Genomic DNA, 21,195 nt, shown 5'->3' on the forward strand with positions numbered 1-21,195 from the left:
AGAATGATATTAAATATCATTGTGGGATTATAAAGAAATTTTTCCACAGGCAATACGGGTACCTCCACCACCTAGCGGAGGATTATCACTATAATTATCTCCACCTTCATGAACCATAATAGAATGTCCTTGAATGTCTTTAGTTTTTAAACGAGGTGCTAATATGGGCGTTATTGCGGTTCCTTTATTATCAACCACCAATACTGGCAGATCACCCAGGTGGCCTTGGCCATACGGACCTTGATGACTGTTTGTATTTGCAGGGTCTAAATGCCCTCCTGCATTCATAGCATGGTCACCACAATCTGGATGTTGGTGAATATGAAAACCATGAACACCTGCAGGGAGTCCCGTTAGTTGAGGTTTAATCAGTAAACCGTATTGGCTGTCTTCAAAAACAACTTTTCCTGCTGAAGTTCCATTTGTTGTATAAACATCACTAGTTACAGTACCTGCATTCGAGATGGTTGCAATCAATATAGCAAACACACTGAATATAATTTGTTCCGAGTGGTTTATTTTGGCCATTTTTAAATCCTTTTTAGTGACAATTTTTCCATTCTAACATAGCATATCGAGTATAGGTCATTTAAACATTAAATTTCAAAATAAATTAAAGAAGTAAATACTTCTCTAAGGTTTTTATTATGACTCAATACGTAACAACGTCAAAAATTAGAACAGCTGCTTTAGAAGATGCTGCGGCTATAGCTCAAATTCATATTCATTCTTGGCAAAAGATGTACAAAGATTTTATTCCGGAAACGATATTACAAAACTTATCCCTGCAAGAGCGCACTCAGCAGTGGCATGATTTAATAATGCAAGATGTAAAAGTATTAATAATAGAAATCAATCAGCAAATTGTTGGTTTTGCGAGTATAGGTGCTTTTCATAATTTTGGTACTGATGGTTCAATGGGAGAGATTAAAGCAATTTATTTACATCCTGATTATTGGCGCAAGGGATTAGGAACCCAATTATGCACAGCTGCTATTTCTGAATTAGCGAAATCGGGATATAAAAAAGTACTTTTATGGGTATTTGAGGACAATATTCAAGCGCGAAAATTCTATGATGCTTTGGGATTTGAAGTAACCAACGAAACAAAACTAGAAGAGTTTTATGAAGGTGGTGCTTTATTAAAAGAAGTTCTTTATCAAAAAGTAATTTAATTTATTACGCGAAAAATTGATTATTGGTTAGTCATGATGATCTTATTTTGATTTTAAATTTCATTTATTATACAATATTGTCGCTATTTGTTTAAGAGGTTCATTGAAACCCTCTTAAATTCCTGCAACTTATCTTCTCCTTAAGGACGGTGAGGAGGACTGGTATTTTACCTAGTTTTCATGAATAAACGGGTTGGTTGCTGAGATAAAGCATATACTGAACATCATTGTTCATTGAGTCTGAAATCAGAAAAAAATTTCAGATTCGTACTTTATATCAGCGAAGAGATGATATCCGTTTACCGATCTTGGTTCATTTTTTCAGTATGTTTTATCTCAATGAGTTAAAAACCCACTTAATTTTTAGCATTAAGCATTAATGCGTAAATTCTACTGGAGAATAGAGATGATTTACATCATGCGAGCTCTTGGATCTATGTCTGAAGATGAAATAACACAAGCCTTTGCTGTTATTCCACCAGGTGTAACTATACTTGATTTAAGTAGGAATGAGCTTTACAAAAAATCAGGAGCAGAATTGACACAAGTTTTTGCAGCCATTCCACCAGGGGTAACCACACTTAATTTAAACTGGAATTATCTTGGCTACAAGTCAGGAGCAGAATTGTCTCAAGTCTTTGCGGTCATTCCACAAGGGGTAAGCACACTCAATTTAAGCACGAATTACCTTTACCAAAAATCAGGAGCAGAATTGTCTCAAGTCTTTGCAGCCATTCCGAAAGGAGTGAATATACTTAATTTAAGTGATAATTCACTTTATCAAAAATCAGGTTTAGAATTGGCTCAAGCCTTTGCTGTTATTCCCAATGAGGTGACCACACTTATATTGCATGGGAATGATCTTTACCAAAAGTCAGGAGCAGAATTGTCTCAAGCCTTTGCTGCTATTCCAAAAGGGGTAACCACACTTGATTTAAGTATGAATGATCTTTACCAAAAATCAGGTGTAGAATTGGCACAAGCCTTTACTGCTATTCCAAAAGGGGTAACTACACTTGATTTAAGTGGGAATTCCCTTGTCGATAAATCAGGAGATGAATTATCCCAAGCCTTTGCAGCCATTCCGCAAGGGGTGAGTATACTTGATTTAAGCTGGAACTATTTTGGCGAGAAGATAGGAGCAGAATTAGCTCAAGCTTTTGCTGTTATTCCCCAAGGAGTGACCACACTTGATTTATGCGGGAATAGCTTTTGGAAAAATAGTGCAGAGGAGTTGACGCTTATTTTTAAGGCAATCCCCCAGAATGTTGCATGCGTGTCTTTATCACTTGACGACTTAAATCAAATGAGCCCCGAACAACGTAAAGCCATTCAAACGCGTTATCCCTGCGCTGAGCAAATTATATTGGTTGATACTGAAAATAAAAATCGGAAATTAAATCCTACATTAAGTAGGGCGGATGCTAATGTGTATGTGCGCTTTGGGTTTAAGGTATCGGCCCCATCCTTGTTTCATACTACATCCTTTTTTGTGGCTAGGAATAAAGAAAAGTTGGAGCCGGGTTTTGAGCAAATGCTCCATCCAAAATTCATAGAAGGAATCAAGCAATTTAGAGGATAAACAAAAAAGAAGGTGTATCAATCTTATTAAAATCGAATTTATCATATAATATTGCTTTACGGTTTAAGTGGTTCACTGAAATCCTTTAAATCCCTGCAACTTATCTTCTCCTTAAGGACAGCAAGGAGGACTGGTACTTTACCTAGTTTTATGAGTAAACGGGTTCGTTGCTGAGATAAATCATACACAGAAAGTCATTGTTCACTGATTCTAAAATCAGGACAAGGCATTTCTATTGGTACTTTATATCAGTGAAGAGATGGCATTTGTTTACAAGCCTTAGTTCATTTTTTCAGTATGTTTTATCTCAAATGACTAAAAAATACTTAATTTTTAGTATTAAAAGTATTAATTCTACTGGAGAATAGAAATGATTTACATCATGAAAGAGCTTGGCCTTGGAACTATGTCTGAGGAGGAAATAATGAAAGCTTTTACTGTCATTCCCCAAGGTGTAACCATACTTGATTTAAGCGTAAATAGGCTTGGCAAAAAATCAGGAGCCGAATTGGCTCAGGTTTTTGTCATCATTCCAAAAGACGTAACTACACTTAATTTAAGCTGGAATTATCTTGGCGGCAAAACAGGGGCCGAATTGGCACAAGCCTTTGCAGCCATTACTCAAAGAGTAGTCACACTTGATTTAAGTATGAATGCCTTTTACTTAAAATCAGGAGCAGAATTGGCTCAAGCTTTTGCTGCTATTCCAAATGGAGTGACTTCACTTGATTTAAGCCTGAATGACTTTTGGGAAAAGAGCGCAGAAGAATTGACGCTTATTTTTGAAGCAATACCCAAAAATGTTATGAGTGTGTCTTTATCGCTTCAAGAATTAAATAAAATGAGTCCGGAACAACTTAAAGCCATTCGAACACGTTATCCCTGCGCTGAGCAAATTATTTTGGTGGATACATATCGGAAATTAAATCCGAGTTTGAGTAGAGTGGATGCAAATGTGTATGCGCGCTTTGGCTTTAAGGTATCGGCTCCATCCTTGTTTCATACCGCTTCCTTTTTTGTGGCCAAGAATAAAGAAAAGTTAGAGCAGTTGGTACCAGGTTTTGAGCACATGCTTCATCCAGGCCTCATAAACGGAATCAAGCAGTTTGGAGGGTAAACAAAAAAGAAAGCAGGCCAATCTTGAGCGTATTTGAAAAATTCATTGCAAAAAGAGCACTGCGCTAACAGGTTTTTATTAAGTGCCACAAAAAGTTTGGCATACACGCTCATGTGCTAAGGGTAAACATTGTAAATGCTCTGTGTTTTTTTGTTGTTGGAAAGGATTTTTTAATACGGTCAGAAGAGAATCCATTAAAGTACTGTCTTTATTTTCAATAAAATCTTTAATTGCATTTTCTACTAAATGATTTCTAGGAATATAAGCGGGGTTTGCCTGATTCATCCTGTTTTTTATTTTTTGGAGGCCAACTTCTTGCTGTTTGAGGTGATTTAACCAATCAGAGACCCATTGCTTACTCTTTGGTTGGTTTCCTAGTGCTTTTATTAGATTCATTTGTTCGTTATGAGAATCAATTGCATTGCTCATAAGACGAAAAGTATTGGTAAAATCAGGCTTGTATTGTTGCATTAAACTAAAAAAAGTATTAACTAATTCTGCAATCTGGCTATTTTCACCAACTAAGCCTAATTTTTCTCTTACTTTGACACCCCAGTAATAATAAAAACGTTCTTTAAATGAATCCAATGTTTCATGTAATTGAGTTAATATTTGTTTCTCTTTAGGATCGAATAAAGGCAATAATGCATACTGAAATTGAGCTAAATTCCATTTGGCAATGGACGCTTGATTGCCAAATGCATATCGACCAGAAACATCAATTGAGCTAAATACAGTATCAAAATCAAATTCATCCATAAACGCACAAGGACCATAATCAATGGTTTCGCCAGAGATGGTCATGTTGTCTGTATTCATAACCCCATGAATGAACCCCACTCCCATCCATTCAGCAATGAGGCGGGCTTGGCGCTCAACAACAGCTTTAAATAATTTAAGATAAGGATTTTCACTTTGTAAAAGCTCGGGATAATGTCGGTTGAGTGCGTAGTTTGCTAAAGATTTTAATAAATGATGTTCTTTGAGTGACGAAGCATATTCAAATGAACCTACGCGTAAACTGCTCGAAGCTATTCGTGTTAATACACCTAGGGGTACAGGACCGTTTTGGCGATAGATTTGTTCTTCACTTGCAATGGCAGCCAGACAACGAGTGGTTGGAATTTTTAAACCATGCATTGCTTCACTAATGAGATATTCTCTTAAAACCGAAGCCAATGATGCTCTACCATCACCCATTCGCGAAAACTTTGTTCTGCCGGATCCTTTTAATTGAATATCCCATCGTTTTTCATCTTCGCTACATGCTTCACCAAGCAAAACCGCGCGACCATCGCCTAAAAGGGGAACATAGTAACCAAACTGATGTCCTGCATATGCCAATGCAATGCTCTTAAGATGTGCTGGAACCCAATTCCCTGCATAAAAATTGAGACATTTTTTTTCCTTGGAAGCGGATATATGAGGTACTCTAAGAAAAGAGGCTAATTCATGATTGAATTTAACTAAATAGGGATTTGCAATGGGGGTAGGGTTAATTACCTCATAAAAATCAGCGGGTAATTTTAAATAAGAACTACTGTAAATGTTAGAAACCAAAGCAAACCTCATAAATGTTTTATTTTAAATGTTTCATCAATATCCTTCAATTTAATCTATAAATGTATAAAACCATCATCGTTGAGATGGAATGTACTGAATAAATTAACGTCAGGTGCCTACCTACAGTATGGTTTTCAATAGACCCTCTGCTGTTGCAGAGAGTGACGGCTTTGCTAAATATCACTTTAAAAGCGATAGTCAATTTTTTTCTTAAGTGACGTCTATGTGCTTGCGTGAGGATGACTACAAGTTCCTCAAGTCAATGGCAGTGATCTGCGATCCGAACGAATAAGGGTAAATGTTCTGTATTTCTTATCCCGAGTTTACGTTAATTAAAGGATGTTTTTTATATTATAGCTCTTAAATTAGTTGTTATGTATAGCCTCCTCTAAGTTCTGTACATAAGTTGCAAGCTCGCTATGCCCAGTCATAGAAGTAAGTACACTCCTTCACCTTACTTTACTTGCGCCTCGTCCAGAACTTAGTGGATAACTCTATTTTCTTATGCGTGAGTTAATTTTTTCTGCTCTTAATTTTCTGATATATTCCCCACTGATAGAGATGTATATTTAATGATTATTTTTTTGTAAGCATGATTGGACAAAAAGTTGGGTTTGCTCACATGGGAGATAACCTTGATTTAAAATTTTTATAAAAATTTGATCACAACATTCTATGAGTTTTATGAAGTCATGAGTTTTATTGCCTTGGCTTAAAAGAAACGCAGCGGTTTCTCGAAATAAAGTTAAGCTGGACGTGAGTTTTTGAGCATCAACTGTCCCCCCCATTAATGTGGCGATAGGAATTTTTTCAAGTTGTTGTAAGACTAAGTGAGCTATTTCATAATAATTTTTAAAAAGTTCGTTATCTTTTAAAAACTCACAAGCTTCATGTAGATCTACTATGCCAAAATATTTAGCAGTAGCACTATATCCAAGCGTGGCTAGTTGAGGAAAAATATACCAGATCCAATGGTTCTGTTTTTTGCCTGTTTTGATTTCAGCATAAGCGCTTTTGTAGGAAGGATAAAAATCTTTACCTTGTTGTGCTTCGATGAAGCGTTGCATAGAGTGCATCAGAATTATCCTTAAGGTTCTGAATGTTTCTTCTACCATTATTAATAGTAAAGGCGGGATTATAGAGCAAGTGAAATAAATTTTTTAGATAAAGCAAAAATTGATTTTATTCCCCAAGACCTTGTAGGCCTTGGGGGAAGAAAAAATTAGTCGATTAAAATTCGTCGCAGTTCTGCTTCTTGTAAACGGGTAGCAAATGATTGATCAGATTCTTTTGGTGCAGCTCTTGCATTATCAATTGAATTAACATTGATTTTACTCTTAATTGGAGTGTTAAAGAAACGCTGATTTTTCGTTGCATCGAAGAGGTTATCTAGATGTTTTTTATAGTTTTCCTCTGGGGTTTCAATAACTCGTTTTATTTTTAAGGGAGGAGTCCCTGTTTCATGATCGGTTTTTTGGTGTTTTCTATGTGTGACTAATTCTGTTTGCTCAGCAACTCGCTTGACAGCAAGCTCTCTGGGTTTATGTTCGAATAACTGCTCGACAGTGGTAGTCCAATGTGTATTGCCTTCATTATTTAAGGTAATGGTGGGATAACCAGGGGTAGGGGTACCATTCACTTGACCCTCAACATGGAGATTGACTTTTAGTCTATCTGCAATTTCATTTAAATCACTATGCGTGGCCCATCTTCCTCTTTGTTTAATTTGTTCAATTCCGTTTAAAATAACAGAATGAGGATTTCTACCATTAATAGACAGTACGTCAATTAATAGTGCTTCTTTAACATAAGCATTTTCAATTTTTTGTGCTTTATCAAAGGGTTGCCCTCTAAGGATGGGTCGAAGTGAACGAGCGGTATTTTGCGCTAATTGCAACACTTCAGGAGATAATGCTAATTCATTATACTGACTTATCTGCTCTAACCCACTATGTCTCCTTAAGTAAAATTGTACTAACTCCATAAATTTGCCATAGACAATTGAACCTTCAATTTTAGTTTGTGCCTCATTTGACGTTAATTCTATATATATTCGATTGAGCAGATCTTCTTTGTTAACATTAACCGTAATGTTTCTTAAAGACATTTGTAGTGCAATTAATTGATCTTTTTTGTAATTGTAAGGTAAGCAAGCTAACCAATCTAAATCAATCGCTAGGATATCTTGCAGATTCATGCCAAGCCCCTCTTTTTTCCAGCGATTAAAAGTTTTACTATGCCCATGAGAGTAATATTCTTGTTGAATTACATGGATTAAACCTATTGCGAAAGCATAAAATCCACAATCACCACCGCCAGGATTATTTATTCTGAAGGACATATTTATACTCACTCTGTAGTTATATGGACCCAATTATAAGGTAAAAACATTAAGTAATTATTATGTTTGGGTGCATAGGTTGTTGAAACAACAAAGTGAAATTCTAATGTTTTCTCTCTTTTATCCAGGTGCTAATTTCAATCTGACTTTCCTCAATAACTTGAAGAACTTGTTGATATAATTTCTCTAATAATTCATGTTGGCCATTTTTCCAACAACGCTCAAGATATTGACACGCTATTTTCATACGTATGGCTCCAACATATATAGCACCTCCTTTAATTTTATGAACAAATTTTTGAACTTCTTCCCAATCACCTTGAGCATGTGCTTTTTTTAGCATAGAACTGTCTTCAGTTAATGAATATTCAAGCATTAGTTGAAGCATCTCATAAAGTGTTTTTTCTGTACCAGTAGTCTTAATTCCTTCTTTAATGTCGAATATTGGAAATGCGGAAAGTTCAAAAAGCTGAGCTTCTGAGTTAGGTAAATCAGCGACGTCGATCTTATTCGCTTGTATTGCAGGAATAAAAGTATTCAAAATATCACGACAATTTTTAGGGGTTAATGGTTTATTGATGACAGCGTTCATGCCTGCTTCAATGCATCGTTGTTTGTTTTCATCGCCTACATGAGCGGTTAGGGCGATGATTGGTGTATGAAGATTTTTCACAATTTCTTGTACCCGAATATGATGAGTTACCTGGTAACCATCCATGTCGGGCAAACCTATATCCATAAATATCAAATCATATTTATTTTGTCGCCAATAGGTTAAAGCAGATTGTCCATCAATAGCTATATCTACATGGCAGTTGCACTGATTTAGAAATGTTTTGGCTACAATTTGTGCAATTGGATTGTCCTCAACTACTAAGATACGATATTGAAACAATGGTGCTATAGCATCTGATTGATTGGTATTGTTTTCCGTTTTTCGCTTTAGATTTGTTTTTTTTAAAGCAGAAAGATCTGGGTCAACGCCAGTATCATCTTCTAAAAGAGCTACTTTTAATGGGATGATACAGGTGAATATTGTTCCTTTTGAAACGGTACTGGTCACATAAATTTCTCCTTCTAATTCATCAACAAACTGTTTGATAACTGCGAGGCCAAGACCAGCGCCTTTATAGATTCCTTTGTAAGAAGGAGTAAGTCTTTTGAATTGAAGAAAGATTTCTTGTTGTTGGTCTTGTGGAATACCTATGCCGGTATCTTCTACTATAAACTTCAGAATGGCTTCACGGCCTTCTTGTTTTGCAAGTATCGCTGTTAATTTTACAAAACCTGAATCAGTAAAATTTAACGAGTTAGTAAGTAGCTCAAGTATAATTCGATGGATGCGAATGTTATCACCAATGAGATATTTAGGAATATTTTTATCAAAATCAAGTGATAAATTAAGATGCTTAGAAAATGCCTTAGCCTTATTTAAATCAATCACATGGTGTAAAATGTTTTTTAATTCAAATTTTTTCTTCACTCTAGGTATTTCACCTGAGCTTACATGAATTGCTTCGAGGACTTCATCCATAAAATCAAGTAAAGCATGGCTAGAGGCTACTAGATTATCAGCATATTCTTTAAGGCGAGGATTTTGAGCTTCTTCCTTAATAATATTGGAGAATCCAACGATGCCAGTTAGTGGGGTACGTATATCATGGCGCATATTTTCAAGAAACTCTGTTTTGGCTCGATTTGCTGTTTCAGCTTTTTCTTTAGCAATATTAAGCTCCGCTTCGATTTTTTTTCGCTCAGTAATATCAACAGACATCCCCAATACACCTATGATTTCACCATTTTTATTGCGTATTGGTGACTTATGACTTAAAAAAATGGCATCTTTATCCTTTACCTTAATGATTTCTTCAATCACTTCTGTTTCTCCAGTTTCCATAATTTGGCGATCATTTTTGCGAATCAATTCAGCTTGTTCTTTTCCCCAAGGTAAATCGAAGTCAGTTTTTCCAATCACTTCATAGCCGAATTGCAATCCAGCGCTTTGTGCTTGGCGATTATTACATCCTTGATAAACCCCATTGTTATCTTTCCAATAAACATGGCCAGGCATGTGCGCAATAATGTTTTCTAATGTGGATTGAGTATTTTCTTGGCTTGAAAGAAGATGTTCTTCTCGTTTTTTTCGGTGAGTAATATTTAAAGAGACGCCAATAATACCTATGACATTTCCTTGATCATCTCTTAGCGGAGTTTTTTTAGTTAATACAGTAACTTGCTGCCCATCAGCTAATGTTGCGGTTTCTTCCAGTTCTAAAGAAGAGTTCAGCGCCATTACTCTTAAGTCATTATTGCGTATTGTTTCAGCGGAATCTACCCATGGCATATCGAAATCTGTTTTACCTATTACTGATTCCATTCCGACCATTTCAAGCATAGTATCATTGCATCCTAAATATCTTCCTTCTTTATCCTTCCAATAAACACTACCGGGAAGTGATTTGATAATATTGGTGAGAATTAATGCATTTGCATCAACAGATAGAAACCCTGTAGGCATTTGATGATAAACAGTTTTGTCTTTAGTTTTTTCTGCCATATGTAATTCTCAGTGTCATTTTTAAAGTTATAGACCTATTATTGGTCATCTACAACATGGAATATTTATTTATCAAAGTGAATTGATATGATTCATTTTGATAAATAAATATGTTGCTTTGGATGTTTCTTTATCTAGGTTTTTAAGAGAAGAAATAAGTTGATGCGGCAAATAAAGGCTAATCCCTCTTAGAACGCGAACTCTTCATAAATAATGAGCTCTATTTCTGTTTATTGACTCACATTAATTTTAATGTACAAACCGTTTAATATCTCTTGGTCATGCCTTGGGAGCTTAATCTCATTTATATATCCAATATCCACGTTTGCGGTTTTCGAAAGTTCTTTGCCTATGCCAAAAAAGAAACGATTTTCGGCAAAAAATTTATCGCTTACCCACGATGGATGATTCAAATTGAAGAATCCCTCCTCGAAGGTTACAAGAGAGTATTTTGTATTTTTCACTGGGATTTTAAGAGTAATTTGCTCTCTTAAGCGAGCTGACCATTCAGAATAAAGGGTATTTTTTCGCTCTTCCAAACGAGAGCGATTCGATATTTTTAAAAAATCAGTTTTAGAAATATCCCATAAAAATTGTTGCCAGATCACATTTTCATGAGAAATAACACCTTCTGTGTTTTCAGATAAAAAGTAAGCTCCACCCACATAGGGAGTAAAATTAGGAGCAAGTTGATATCCTGTACCGTAATAAAAATGGAGTTCGCCAAAGCCATACCGATCATTAAGCACTATTAATCGTGGCTCGAAATAATATTTCCATTTCTCATCGTTATGAGTTATAGGACCTATGAAGACCCCGGTTGGCCAAAGGCTGGCGTAATTTTTTGTCTCTGCGTGTGTTTTTTGACAAACTAAAAGCACTAATAATAAACCCCAAGTCCGTTTAATGTGTAATCTCATAACATGTTCATTTTGTAATGAATTAACCTAACAAGGCGCGAATCAATCTTAATTTAAATTGATTATAGGGCTTATATTTAATTGGGGGTTCAAACCAAAAAGGTTTTTTCACAATGCTCTTAAAGTGGCTAAAGGCTTTAAAGCCTGCCTCACCATGGTAACTTCCCATACCGCTTTCTCCAACTCCACCAAAAGGAAGATTAGAATCACAAATATGCATCAGCACATCATTAATACAACCACCACCAAAAGAAACTTCATGGATGACTTGTGTCGGTAGTTGCTGATTTTTTCCAAAGACATACAGTGCTAAAGGGCGTGGACGTGTTTTTAGTTCTTGAAGAATGGATTTTAGGTCAGAAAAAGGAATCACCGGTAAAATAGGGCCAAAAATCTCTTCTTTCATAATTTCGTCTGTGAAACTTACATCTTTAAGGATAGTGGGTTCAATGTAATTTTCTGCTTCGATAACTTGACCACCGGCATATAATTTTTGTGGATCTATAAGTTTTTTCAAGCGTTGTACGTGTTTTTGATCAATAATTCGTACATAACTTTCACTTTCCATAGGATTAGGGCCAATAATTTTATTGAGTTGGGTTTTTAGCTCCGCCAACATAGAAGGATAGATTGAATCTTCAACCAAGAGATAATCAGGAGCAATACATGTTTGACCGGCATTTAAAAATTTGCCCCAGACAATGCGTTGCGCCGATATTTTTAGATCGGCGTCACTAAAAACGATGCATGGACTTTTTCCACCTAACTCAAGCGTTATAGGAGTGAGGTGTTCGGCGGCGGCTTTAGCAACGATTTTGCCCACAGCAGTGCTTCCCGTAAAAAATAGTTTATCAAAACGATGACTGAGGAGTTCTTGAGTGATTTCAACACCACCTTCTACTACATGAAGATAAGCAGGATCAAAATTTTGATTAATCATTTGCGCGATTATAGAAGAAGTGTTTTTTGTTAATTCACTAGGTTTAATAATACTGGTATTTCCTGCAGCTATTGCTGCGACTAAGGGACTTAAAGTAAGTTGATAAGGGTAATTCCACGCTCCAATGATTAATGTAGTTCCATAAGGTTCAGGAAGGATAAAACTTTTTCCGGGTTGATTTACTAATCCTGTCCTTATTTTTTTTGGTTTTGACCATTTGGCGACATATTTAATGGCTTTATCAATTTCATGATAAATCAATGCCAGCTCGGTCAAATAGGTTTCAAATTGAGATTTTTTGATATCTTCATAAAGAGCTTGATAAAGCTCTTGTTCCCTGTGCTTGAGAATATCTTTTAACTTTTGCAGTTGTTGCTCTCGGAAAAGAATTTTTTTAGCTTGCCCAGCCATAGCGAATTTTCTCTGCGCTTCAACAACCGTATGAATATTCATAAATAACCGCCAGGGTGATTATAGTTAACGTGAGTTTAGCGACCTAAAGGCATAGAAAATACCCTTAGGTCGAACTCGCGTTAGTTACAGTAAAAATATGATTTTATGCAAATAAAAAATGTTTCGCCATAGGTAATATCCTTTGCCTCTATTTATTGAGAGGGGAAATTGGAAGATCTCTTGCATCACTGCATCTTTTATTTGATTACGGCGATACAAGAGATCTATCTTTAATCGAGTTTCATTAAAATCTGACTGCTGTTCGACTGTAAAATTTCATCTTGTATTTCCGTTATTTTTTTTAAGTATATTTTTTCTTTATTCCCTTTTTTGTCACATAATTTTTTCTCATCTGGTTTCATTCTCAGTAAAAGTTGAATGTATTCATCGGTAACGGTCTGTGTTTCATCAGAAAATGTGTCCGACAATGTTCCAGTTGTGACAAGATCAATTAAGGCAGGATTTATTGATTTTTGTTTTAGAAAAGAGTGCGGTAAACAAACGGACGAACTTTTAGACTCACTTTTTTCTTTAAGATCTGTTAAAACATCATGCATCATCTTAAGGAAAATAGTTAATCCTTCAATGGGATTAATTTCTCCGATAGAAGTACGACGTATAATTTCAATGCATTGAGGTCTGCAGGTATTTTCTAAAACATCATCAAGATCATTAACAAATGGAGGTAATTCAACAGTTGAGTTCAAGTTGTCCATAAGGTGGGTTTTAGACAACAAACTTTTAAGTTTTTCTCCAGTGTCCTTGTTTTGATAAATGATATTATCAAGCAATGAAGGAGTGAAGCTGCTATGACATGCTTCAGTGATGCATTCATCATCGACTGTTCGACCTGTGCCATGTTGTAATATAGTTTGTGCATATGTTGGGAAAAAAGAAGTTTTATAATAAGCAATTAATGTATAAAAAAATAAGTCAACTCGTCGATTAGAATGCTCAATTATTGATGCTTTTGACAGTGCAAGAAGTTCCTGGGGGTCGTTTTGTTTCGTAACCAATTGATCACTTGAATAAGGTAATGAAAGCGCGGCACTTCGATTGTCGTTATAACTAAATCTACTGCGTTTTTTATGAGGAAATTGCCTGTGTTCTTCTTTTTTTAATTGTGCAAAAAAATTTGAATTGGGTATTTTCGTAGCAGGACTCAGAGGTATTTTTTTAGCTCTGCTATGAATCGGTAACAAAGTATTTTCGCCTGCTGATGTGATTGGTTTGGAAAAAGTGCGAGAGGATAAAAATGTTTGCATGTTCTTTTTTGTTGCAAGTTCTTTTGTAAAAAATCGCTTCATCTTAAGCCCCTCCTAAAATTATCATTGTGTCATAATCATTATCCAAGTGTTTCAATAATAATCATTGCATAAAGTACTATAATTTGACAAGAGTTCTATTCCTTAAGAAAAATAGGTGAAATGCATATATGGAAAAAGAAATGAGAGGCGCGACGGTAAACTCCATTTCAAGGGGCCTAAAAGAGGAAAAGATGAGAAATAAATTCTGATTTCTCATCGAATCTGAAATTATTCTCGATAGGAGATACCCAGCATATTTAACCCTCGTTCAATATCATCTGCCACTGATGGTCTTGATAATAAATATTCACCGGTGCGTTTTGTGAATTCATCCTGTGCAAAATTAAAAGCCTCTTCCCATTCATCTTGGCTATAATCGCCACGGCCTAAATACATTAATGCGACCAAAGTTGCTTGCTGATCGGGGCGTAAACCATCAATGTATTCGACTGTTTCTTGATATACGGGATCATCTTGATAGTCAGCCAAAATATAAAGTGAGTCCATTTCTGCTGTTTCTTCAGGAAAACATACTTCTTCTTTCGCTTGAAATTGCCGTGCTTTATCAAGAAGATCACAAATGGTTTCTGTATCAAGATTCAACATATTTATCTCCCTATTCTATATGTTTTAGAATCACAAAGTATGTCTCCATAAAAAACAGCTATAAAGAGAAGGCAATGCAGCTGTTTACTCTTATGACGATATGTCCTAGGATAAATAAAATATAGTTGATCTAAATCATTTTTGTTATTTTTAGATGATGTTTTCGTCAATAGTTAAAGACAACAAAATAATTTTTGATACCCTAAAAATATTCGGCTCGTGATTCACAAAAGTGTCAATTAAATATGTTTAAAAAAAATTTAGTACTTCTGTTTTGCTTGACCATCTTTTTTCCTTTTAAGTGTACTAATGCAACTCCAGAAGCAATAAAACAAAAGATTGATCATGCAGTGACTGCCTTTATGCAGAATAATAATGTTCCTGGATTATCATTAGCCGTACTCAAAGATGGCAAGCCTTTCCTCATTAAAGGATATGGTTACGCCAATATTGCAACAAAATCTCTTGTGGATACACAAACTCTTTTTGGTATTGGTTCGGTTTCTAAAGTGATTACTGCTTTTGCGCTTATGACTTTGGTACAAGAAGGAAAAATTCATTTGAATGATTCTATATTGGACTATGTGCCTAAAGCACCTCAGCAATGGCGAAATGTGACTATTAGACAATTACTCTCACATTCCAGTGGTATTCCTCAACATCACGGACCTCATTTACCTTGGAGAAAAGTATGGAACCAACTGGCTAAAAAAAAGATGCAATTTCAACCTGGGACCGCAATTGCTTACAATAATTTTGGTTTTACGGTGCTGGGACGTGCTATTGAAAATGTAAGCCATCAATCATTGATTGCTTATTTGTCACAAACTATTTTTATTCCTTTAGGAATGAATCATACAGGGTTACCTAGCTCGCTCTTTCCGCCAAATTTGGCAACAGGATATCAAGTGAAAGCGGGAAGGATTATTCCTAATCCTAATCAAAAGCCATGGCAGCAGATGGGAGGTTCAGGTGGAATTGTATCCAATATCAGTGATATGGCAAACTGGGATAATGCCATGTCGGCTGGGAAAATATTAACACCTACCGCTTATCGTCAAATGTGGACTCCAGTCTTTTTAAAAAACGGAAAACCTGCGGGTAACCAAAACTGGGTTTGGTCGTTAGGATGGCAAGTGTCCTCTATTGATGGCAAGCGTCTTGCTTTCAAAAATGGGGCTATAAGAGGTTACAGCAGTTGGATAGAGCGGCATCTTGATGATCAGGTGAGCATTATCATTCTCACAAATACGAATCATGTACCCTTAAAGCGACTGGCACAGCGTATTTTCCATCAAGTGGTGAATACAAAATAACATACTCTTTATGTTATTTTGCGGGGTTCATTACAGTCTTCTGTTAATATTTAACGAAAATGATGCAAAAATTGATTTTAAAAAAGCATGAAAGAGAGTCTCGAATTAAAGGATGGGATCTTATTAAAGATAAAAGGGTCAGAAATCATTTGAAATAAATTTTATTGATTTATCTATTCTAATAACTATAGTTAATATGATACTTATTATTTTGAATCAATGGATGTACGCTAAGGAGGGTATTAACATGAAAAGCTCTAGTGAAAATCAAGTATATACACCAAAAGAGCACATAGAAGCAGCTGCTAGTCAATTATTAAAGGAAGGAAAAAAGAAGGTTAATAATCTTTATGAAGAAGGGGTTCATAAGGCAAATGATGTGGAAGAGAGTATTAAAGAGTACTCCGATCAATTATTAAAGAAGATACAAGAAAATCCATTAACTTCTGTGTTAATTGCTGGTGGAATAGGATTTTTATTGTCCAAGCTTATGAAAAAATAATGGAAGCTTTCAAACAATTAGAAGCTCTTATTGCAGCAAAAATCTCTATTATTAGAACAGTATTGTCTGTATTTCGTCTTGAAGCCAGATTGGCCGGGCTGAGTGTTTTTCCTTTATTGTTAAATATATGCATGCTGTTAGTAATATTCATTACAGTGTGGTTAACTGCTATGTTTTTACTAGGGTATTTTGTTGCATTGACTTCTAATAGCCTTTTTTTAGCTCTTGTTCTAATTTTACTGCTGAATATAGGGTTATTACTAGGACTGACTAAATACTTATCTTATAATTTAAGTAATATGAGTTTTCAAAAAACCAGAGAATATTTTTCACAACAGAGTGCTGAGCATGAAAAACTCAAGAAAACAGATCATTGCACAAATTGCTCAGATGGATAAAATGTTGCAAGGTCAGAAAAAAGAGCTGACAGAGCATAAAGAGTATTTTGTTCAAAGTAAAATGACTCATTATCATTTGGGAATCGTGGTTCTTATTACTTTTGCGTTTTTTATAGGATGGAAAACCGAACGAAAGCAATGGGGTAATAAAGTGATACAACTAATAGAAGAAGTTGGGACATTGGCCTTTCTTAACTATTTCAAAAAAATGTTATTCATTCTTTTAAATAATAATCAGGATGATGAATTTAGGTAATCTTGCAAAAAAAAGGGAATACGTTCTTCTAACCAATATCGAATGTTTTGTGCAATAAACCCTACATGTCCTCCATGTTGGCTTAACTCTAAGAGAATATCTGGTGATAATTCATGAAGTTTTGGGATTGCATCAGGCGTCATAAAAGGATCGTCTACAGCATGAATAATTAATGTAGGAGTTGTTATATTCCACAAGTATTGCCTTGAACTTGATTTCTGATAATACTCGTTAACACTCGAAAAACCATTTAATGGTGCAGTGATTTGTTTATCGAACTCATACAGAGTTTTTATGGATATTAATGCTTGTTTAGAAAGAACTATTTGACGATTGATGATATTTAATTTTTGTAAAAAAAGATTCTGTAATCTCTCCAATAAGTGGGTTTGATAGACACGAGAAAATCCTTTATTTATCTTTTGAACGACAGTATGTAGTTGAAAAGGTACAGAAACTGCAACAGCCGCATCAATTAAAGATTGATGACCTGTTTCTCCTAGCCATTTGAGGAGTATATTCCCGCCTAATGAAATTCCCACCACGGCTTTTTTTGTTGAAGGTTCCCGTAATTTCAATTGACTTAAAACATATGCAAAATCGGTTGTATCACCTCCATGATAGGAACGTGGCAAACGATTAGGGCCATTTGCGCCGCGAAGATTCATTAAAACTGCTCGGTAGCCAGATTTATTGAATGCATTAAATAAACTGGCAACGTAAGCTGAATTTATATTGCCACCTAATCCATGAAGTAGAATAATTAAAGGAGCATGATTATTTAAACTGCTTGTACTCCAGGCTAAATCAATAAAATCACCATCAGGTAACTCCACACGTTCATAAAAATTGATGGGAACTTGGAGTCTATTTGTGAAGGTTCGATACAGAGTTTGCCCATGCTGATTTTTAAGCCACTTAGCAGGCTTAAATTCACTATTAATGATCATACTCTGCTTTTCCGAAAAATTGATATTACTTATTCATATAGTTAAGTATAAAAGAGTACTCAAAAGAAATAAATAAAGAGGATAAGTGGCAAGAGTTTTAGTGATAATGTCAATACCAAAATTTCTTTTTAAATTTCAATATTTTATTTTCAAATTTATAATTTTTTTCAATATAATTATTATGTTACGATTATCTAGCTATTTTTTTGATGATCCTATTCAAGTGAATATAGAGAGGAGTTTTGATGCAAGTAAAAGCAGCAGTGGCATTTGAGATGGGGAAGCCATTAGCAATCGAAATGGTTGAATTAGAAGGACCCAAACAAGGTGAAGTTCTTATTGAAATTAAGGCAACAGGTGTTTGTCATACAGATGCGTTCACTTTATCCGGCGCTGATCCAGAGGGAATTTTTCCGACAATTTTAGGGCATGAAGGTGCTGGTGTTATTGTTGATGTTGGTCCTGGTGTTACTTCTCTAAAACCAGGGGATCACGTCATTCCTCTCTATACGCCTGAATGTCGCCAATGTGACTATTGTCTTTCACAGAAAACGAATCTTTGCCAGGCTATTCGGTCAACACAAGGTCAGGGACTTATGCCCGATGGAACAAGTCGTTTTAGTCTTAATGGTAAAAAATTATTTCATTATATGGGGACTTCAACTTTTGCAAATTACACCGTTTTACCTGAAATTGCAGTGGCAAAAATCCGCAAAGATGCACCCTTTGAAAAAGTGTGTTACATCGGCTGTGGTGTGACCACAGGCATAGGAGCTGTACTATATACCGCGAAAGTGACCCCAGGAGCCCGAGTTGTTGTTTTTGGCTTAGGAGGCATTGGACTTAATGTAATTCAAGGTGCTCGTATGGTTGGGGCAGAGCAAATTGTTGGTGTTGATATTAACCCTAAACGCCAGGCTTTAGCTCAAAAGATGGGAATGACTGATTTTGTTAATGCCCATGAATTTGGTGATGATTTAGTGGCTCACCTTGTTGATCTCACTAAAGGAGGGGCTGATTATAGCTTTGAGTGTGTTGGTGATGTCAAACTGATGCGCCAAGCTCTTGAATGTTGTCATAAAGGTTGGGGGATCTGCACGATTATCGGAGTTGCTGGGGCAGGACAGGAGATTTCAACTCGACCATTTCAGTTAGTTACAGGAAGAGTATGGAAGGGCTCGGCATTTGGAGGAGCACGAGGTCGTACTGATGTTCCTAGAATTGTTGATTGGTATATGGATGGAAAGATTAATATCGACGATTTAATTACTTATGTTTTACCTATAGAACAAATTAATAACGCTTTTGATTTAATGCATCAAGGTGAATCTATTCGTACAGTTCTTACTTTTTAACCTTTTTTGAGTTGAATAAATGACTATTGATCTTATTGAAGAGCACTATTGTTTTGGAGGTATTCAACGTGTTTACACACACCTATCTTCAGTAACTCATTGTGTGATGCGTTTTGGTATTTTTTTGCCACCACAAGTACACACACAATGTGTTCCTGTATTGTATTGGCTGTCTGGATTAACGTGTACAGAACAAAATTTTATTACTAAAGCAGGTGCACAACGCATGGCTGCTCAATTGGGTCTTGCATTGGTTACCCCTGATACCAGTCCTCGAGGAGTTCATTTGCCGGGGGATCAAGACAATTATGATTTTGGTATCGGTGCTAGCTTTTATGTGGATGCCACGCGAAATCCATGGTCAAAATACTATCAAATGTCCACTTATGTGTGTGATGAACTTCCTAATTTACTTCAGCAACATTTCCCTCTTAACGAACAAGCTTGTGGTATTTTTGGACATTCAATGGGTGGACATGGAGCATTGACCTTGGCTTTAAAAAATCCCAAACAATACCGTTCGGTTTCTGCTTTTTCCCCTATTTGTGCTCCTACTCAATGCGCATGGGGGCAAAAAGCGTTTACCGGTTATTTGGGTAAAGATCAGGAAAAATGGAAGGATTATGATGCGTGTAATCTCATTGTAGAAAGGGGGTGGCCGCATAAGAAGATATTAATTGATCAGGGGACTCAGGATCCTTATTTGCAAGAACAATTAAAACCCGAATTATTTCAGGATGCTTGCGTGAATGCTTCTGTAGATCTTAGTTTACGAATGCAAGAAGGTTACGATCATAGCTACTATTTTATTGCGAGCTTTATTGAAGAACATTTAACTTTTCATGCTTCAATGTTACAAGGCAATTAGTTTTCTGTCCCTCCTGCTATAATGTAGGTATAAATCATGGAGGGACTAAAATGAGTAAAAGAATACCTTTAGTTGTTGCCGGAGTTATTTTTTCTTTAGTTGCATTATTGCATCTTTTACGGATTTTTTTTCATTGGAAAATCATAATTGCAGAGTACAATGTTTCAATGTTAGCCAGTGTCGTTGCATTTATTATTATAACATTTATAGCGTTATGGATGTTTATTGCAGCGGCAAAAAAATAAGGCTAATAGTTCTTTCTCAGCATTTTTTACTAAAACTCAGGCATTACGATTTTTACAAAAGCAATCGACCAAATGATCGTCTACCATTCCAACTGCTTGCATATAAGCATACATAATTGTGGATCCCACAAAACTCATTCCTCTTTTTTGCAAATCTTTGGATAAAGCATCTGACTCCGGTGTAGTTGCGGGAATTTCTTGAAGGCTATGCGGAACATTTATTTTCGGACTTCCGTTCACAAATTGCCACACATAATTATCAAATGAGGTAAATTCTTGTACAATTTTTAGAAATACACTGGCATTTTTTCGTGTTGAAAAAACTTTAAGTCGATTGCGGATAATGCCAGGATCTGTAAGTAAATTTTCTAATTCTTCATCCGTCATGTGAGCCACGGCTTGAGGATCAAATTGCTTAAATGCCTTACGGTATGTTTCGCGGCGCTTGAGTATTGTTTCCCAACTTAAACCTGCTTGTGCTCCTTCGAGGATAAGCATTTCGAAATGTTTGTGATCCTCATGAACAGGGATACCCCATTCTGTATCATGATAATGCTCATAATAAGGTTTGTTGATTCCAACCCAAGGACAACGTTTCATAGTGGACATTAATTTTTATACTAAGTTGATAATATAGTACAGATTTTTAGGACCAATAACTATTTTTATATTCTCTTTATATGGATTATTGGGGTGATAATTAATTGTTTCGTCTTGAATTTGTTCAAGAATGGCTTAAAATTC

General features: G+C 35.7%; 21 protein-coding genes. 10 read left to right on the forward strand and 11 right to left on the reverse strand.

Annotated elements, in window-relative coordinates; translation table 11 throughout:
- Positions 1 to 27 precede the first annotated feature (27 nt).
- Positions 28 to 528 carry a superoxide dismutase family protein gene (locus DYH34_RS05190; protein WP_058465433.1) on the reverse strand — a complete coding sequence of 167 codons (501 nt, stop codon included), beginning with the start codon at positions 526 to 528 and terminating at the stop codon, positions 28 to 30.
- A 119-nt stretch (positions 529 to 647) separates the two neighbouring features.
- Between DYH34_RS05190 and DYH34_RS05195 the strand changes: the two genes are divergently transcribed.
- From DYH34_RS05195 to DYH34_RS18175, 3 genes are all read left to right on the forward strand, one after another.
- Positions 648 to 1,175, forward strand: coding sequence for a GNAT family N-acetyltransferase (locus tag DYH34_RS05195; RefSeq protein WP_058465432.1), 528 nt, complete (start codon positions 648 to 650; stop codon positions 1,173 to 1,175).
- Positions 1,176 to 1,581: 406 nt separating this feature from the next.
- Positions 1,582 to 2,757 (forward strand): leucine-rich repeat domain-containing protein, encoded by a 1,176-nt coding sequence (locus tag DYH34_RS18310; protein ID WP_238589524.1) that lies wholly within the window; start codon positions 1,582 to 1,584, stop codon positions 2,755 to 2,757.
- 424 nt (positions 2,758 to 3,181) lie between these two features.
- The gene (locus tag DYH34_RS18175; RefSeq protein ID WP_131775213.1) at positions 3,182 to 3,874 is read left to right on the forward strand and encodes a leucine-rich repeat domain-containing protein; all 693 of its coding nucleotides are present in this window, start codon (positions 3,182 to 3,184) and stop codon (positions 3,872 to 3,874) included.
- A gap of 78 nt (positions 3,875 to 3,952) precedes the next feature.
- On the opposite strand, the gene DYH34_RS05210 is transcribed toward DYH34_RS18175, so the two are convergent.
- The 8 genes from DYH34_RS05210 to DYH34_RS05245 form a co-directional block, all read right to left on the reverse strand.
- Positions 3,953 to 5,434, reverse strand: a complete 1,482-nt coding sequence (locus DYH34_RS05210) for a protein adenylyltransferase SelO (protein WP_238589523.1) — start codon at positions 5,432 to 5,434, stop codon at positions 3,953 to 3,955.
- A gap of 572 nt (positions 5,435 to 6,006) precedes the next feature.
- On the reverse strand, positions 6,007 to 6,513 hold the full coding sequence (locus DYH34_RS05215; RefSeq protein WP_058465430.1) for a DUF1810 family protein: 507 nt from the start codon (positions 6,511 to 6,513) through the stop codon (positions 6,007 to 6,009).
- A 146-nt stretch (positions 6,514 to 6,659) separates the two neighbouring features.
- Positions 6,660 to 7,778, reverse strand: coding sequence for a hypothetical protein (locus tag DYH34_RS05220; protein ID WP_058465429.1), 1,119 nt, complete (start codon positions 7,776 to 7,778; stop codon positions 6,660 to 6,662).
- A 103-nt stretch (positions 7,779 to 7,881) separates the two neighbouring features.
- Entirely contained in the window at positions 7,882 to 10,335 is a 2,454-nt protein-coding gene (locus DYH34_RS05225) for a PAS domain-containing sensor histidine kinase (protein WP_238589522.1), read from the reverse strand.
- Between the two features lie 230 nt (positions 10,336 to 10,565).
- Positions 10,566 to 11,255 carry a DUF2490 domain-containing protein gene (locus DYH34_RS05230; RefSeq protein ID WP_058465428.1) on the reverse strand — a complete coding sequence of 230 codons (690 nt, stop codon included), beginning with the start codon at positions 11,253 to 11,255 and terminating at the stop codon, positions 10,566 to 10,568.
- A gap of 22 nt (positions 11,256 to 11,277) precedes the next feature.
- The gene (locus DYH34_RS05235; protein ID WP_058465427.1) at positions 11,278 to 12,648 is read right to left on the reverse strand and encodes an aldehyde dehydrogenase; all 1,371 of its coding nucleotides are present in this window, start codon (positions 12,646 to 12,648) and stop codon (positions 11,278 to 11,280) included.
- A 230-nt stretch (positions 12,649 to 12,878) separates the two neighbouring features.
- The gene (locus tag DYH34_RS05240) at positions 12,879 to 13,955 is read right to left on the reverse strand and encodes a hypothetical protein (protein WP_058465426.1); all 1,077 of its coding nucleotides are present in this window, start codon (positions 13,953 to 13,955) and stop codon (positions 12,879 to 12,881) included.
- 228 nt (positions 13,956 to 14,183) lie between these two features.
- Complete coding sequence (locus DYH34_RS05245; RefSeq protein ID WP_058465425.1) at positions 14,184 to 14,561, reverse strand: DUF3775 domain-containing protein; 378 nt, start codon at positions 14,559 to 14,561, stop codon at positions 14,184 to 14,186.
- Between the two features lie 245 nt (positions 14,562 to 14,806).
- Here DYH34_RS05245 and DYH34_RS05250 point away from each other — a divergent pair, with 245 nt between their 5' ends.
- The 4 genes from DYH34_RS05250 (at position 14,807) to DYH34_RS05265 (ending at position 17,033) form a co-directional block, all read left to right on the forward strand.
- Positions 14,807 to 15,877 (forward strand): serine hydrolase domain-containing protein, encoded by a 1,071-nt coding sequence (locus DYH34_RS05250; protein WP_058465424.1) that lies wholly within the window; start codon positions 14,807 to 14,809, stop codon positions 15,875 to 15,877.
- 247 nt (positions 15,878 to 16,124) lie between these two features.
- Positions 16,125 to 16,379: an ElaB/YgaM/YqjD family protein gene (locus tag DYH34_RS05255; protein WP_058465423.1), complete on the forward strand. Its 255-nt coding sequence runs from the start codon at positions 16,125 to 16,127 to the stop codon at positions 16,377 to 16,379.
- Complete coding sequence (locus DYH34_RS05260) at positions 16,379 to 16,777, forward strand: hypothetical protein (protein ID WP_058465422.1); 399 nt, start codon at positions 16,379 to 16,381, stop codon at positions 16,775 to 16,777. Before DYH34_RS05255 ends, DYH34_RS05260 begins: the two co-directional genes overlap by 1 nt.
- Complete coding sequence (locus tag DYH34_RS05265; protein ID WP_058465421.1) at positions 16,728 to 17,033, forward strand: hypothetical protein; 306 nt, start codon at positions 16,728 to 16,730, stop codon at positions 17,031 to 17,033. The genes DYH34_RS05260 and DYH34_RS05265 overlap by 50 nt, the downstream gene beginning before the upstream one ends.
- Here the strand turns inward: DYH34_RS05265 and DYH34_RS05270 are convergent.
- The gene (locus DYH34_RS05270; RefSeq protein ID WP_058465420.1) at positions 17,012 to 17,983 is read right to left on the reverse strand and encodes a hydrolase; all 972 of its coding nucleotides are present in this window, start codon (positions 17,981 to 17,983) and stop codon (positions 17,012 to 17,014) included. The genes DYH34_RS05265 and DYH34_RS05270 overlap by 22 nt on opposite strands.
- Before the next feature lie 245 nt (positions 17,984 to 18,228).
- Between DYH34_RS05270 and DYH34_RS05275 the strand changes: the two genes are divergently transcribed.
- From DYH34_RS05275 to DYH34_RS05285, 3 genes are read left to right on the forward strand one after another with little or no spacing between them, the layout of a single operon-like run.
- Complete coding sequence (locus tag DYH34_RS05275) at positions 18,229 to 19,338, forward strand: S-(hydroxymethyl)glutathione dehydrogenase/class III alcohol dehydrogenase (protein WP_058465419.1); 1,110 nt, start codon at positions 18,229 to 18,231, stop codon at positions 19,336 to 19,338.
- A 19-nt stretch (positions 19,339 to 19,357) separates the two neighbouring features.
- Positions 19,358 to 20,206 carry an S-formylglutathione hydrolase gene (gene fghA / locus DYH34_RS05280; RefSeq protein ID WP_058465418.1) on the forward strand — a complete coding sequence of 283 codons (849 nt, stop codon included), beginning with the start codon at positions 19,358 to 19,360 and terminating at the stop codon, positions 20,204 to 20,206.
- A gap of 50 nt (positions 20,207 to 20,256) precedes the next feature.
- Positions 20,257 to 20,451 (forward strand): hypothetical protein, encoded by a 195-nt coding sequence (locus DYH34_RS05285; protein ID WP_058465417.1) that lies wholly within the window; start codon positions 20,257 to 20,259, stop codon positions 20,449 to 20,451.
- 36 nt (positions 20,452 to 20,487) lie between these two features.
- On the opposite strand, the gene DYH34_RS05290 is transcribed toward DYH34_RS05285, so the two are convergent.
- Positions 20,488 to 21,051: a DNA-3-methyladenine glycosylase I gene (locus tag DYH34_RS05290; protein ID WP_058465510.1), complete on the reverse strand. Its 564-nt coding sequence runs from the start codon at positions 21,049 to 21,051 to the stop codon at positions 20,488 to 20,490.
- Between the last annotated feature and the right edge of the window lie 144 nt (positions 21,052 to 21,195).

The sequence above is a fragment of the Legionella cincinnatiensis genome (assembly GCF_900452415.1).
GTDB classification, from domain to species: Bacteria; Pseudomonadota; Gammaproteobacteria; order Legionellales; family Legionellaceae; genus Legionella; species Legionella cincinnatiensis.

What these genes read in the sequence shown, in the direction of transcription:
- DYH34_RS05190 (WP_058465433.1), bottom strand. Translation starts at nt 528, where the DNA reads ATGGCCAAAATAAACCACTCGGAACAAATTATATTCAGTGTGTTTGCT.
- DYH34_RS05195 (WP_058465432.1), top strand. Translation starts at nt 648, where the DNA reads ATGACTCAATACGTAACAACGTCAAAAATTAGAACAGCTGCTTTAGAA.
- DYH34_RS18310 (WP_238589524.1), top strand. Translation starts at nt 1,582, where the DNA reads ATGATTTACATCATGCGAGCTCTTGGATCTATGTCTGAAGATGAAATA.
- DYH34_RS18175 (WP_131775213.1), top strand. Translation starts at nt 3,182, where the DNA reads ATGAAAGCTTTTACTGTCATTCCCCAAGGTGTAACCATACTTGATTTA.
- DYH34_RS05215 (WP_058465430.1), bottom strand. Translation starts at nt 6,513, where the DNA reads ATGCACTCTATGCAACGCTTCATCGAAGCACAACAAGGTAAAGATTTT.
- DYH34_RS05220 (WP_058465429.1), bottom strand. Translation starts at nt 7,778, where the DNA reads ATGTCCTTCAGAATAAATAATCCTGGCGGTGGTGATTGTGGATTTTAT.
- DYH34_RS05225 (WP_238589522.1), bottom strand. Translation starts at nt 10,335, where the DNA reads ATGGCAGAAAAAACTAAAGACAAAACTGTTTATCATCAAATGCCTACA.
- DYH34_RS05230 (WP_058465428.1), bottom strand. Translation starts at nt 11,255, where the DNA reads ATGAGATTACACATTAAACGGACTTGGGGTTTATTATTAGTGCTTTTA.
- DYH34_RS05235 (WP_058465427.1), bottom strand. Translation starts at nt 12,648, where the DNA reads ATGAATATTCATACGGTTGTTGAAGCGCAGAGAAAATTCGCTATGGCT.
- DYH34_RS05240 (WP_058465426.1), bottom strand. Translation starts at nt 13,955, where the DNA reads ATGAAGCGATTTTTTACAAAAGAACTTGCAACAAAAAAGAACATGCAA.
- DYH34_RS05245 (WP_058465425.1), bottom strand. Translation starts at nt 14,561, where the DNA reads ATGTTGAATCTTGATACAGAAACCATTTGTGATCTTCTTGATAAAGCA.
- DYH34_RS05250 (WP_058465424.1), top strand. Translation starts at nt 14,807, where the DNA reads ATGTTTAAAAAAAATTTAGTACTTCTGTTTTGCTTGACCATCTTTTTT.
- DYH34_RS05255 (WP_058465423.1), top strand. Translation starts at nt 16,125, where the DNA reads ATGAAAAGCTCTAGTGAAAATCAAGTATATACACCAAAAGAGCACATA.
- DYH34_RS05260 (WP_058465422.1), top strand. Translation starts at nt 16,379, where the DNA reads ATGGAAGCTTTCAAACAATTAGAAGCTCTTATTGCAGCAAAAATCTCT.
- DYH34_RS05265 (WP_058465421.1), top strand. Translation starts at nt 16,728, where the DNA reads ATGAAAAACTCAAGAAAACAGATCATTGCACAAATTGCTCAGATGGAT.
- DYH34_RS05270 (WP_058465420.1), bottom strand. Translation starts at nt 17,983, where the DNA reads ATGATCATTAATAGTGAATTTAAGCCTGCTAAGTGGCTTAAAAATCAG.
- DYH34_RS05275 (WP_058465419.1), top strand. Translation starts at nt 18,229, where the DNA reads ATGCAAGTAAAAGCAGCAGTGGCATTTGAGATGGGGAAGCCATTAGCA.
- fghA (WP_058465418.1), top strand. Translation starts at nt 19,358, where the DNA reads ATGACTATTGATCTTATTGAAGAGCACTATTGTTTTGGAGGTATTCAA.
- DYH34_RS05285 (WP_058465417.1), top strand. Translation starts at nt 20,257, where the DNA reads ATGAGTAAAAGAATACCTTTAGTTGTTGCCGGAGTTATTTTTTCTTTA.
- DYH34_RS05290 (WP_058465510.1), bottom strand. Translation starts at nt 21,051, where the DNA reads ATGAAACGTTGTCCTTGGGTTGGAATCAACAAACCTTATTATGAGCAT.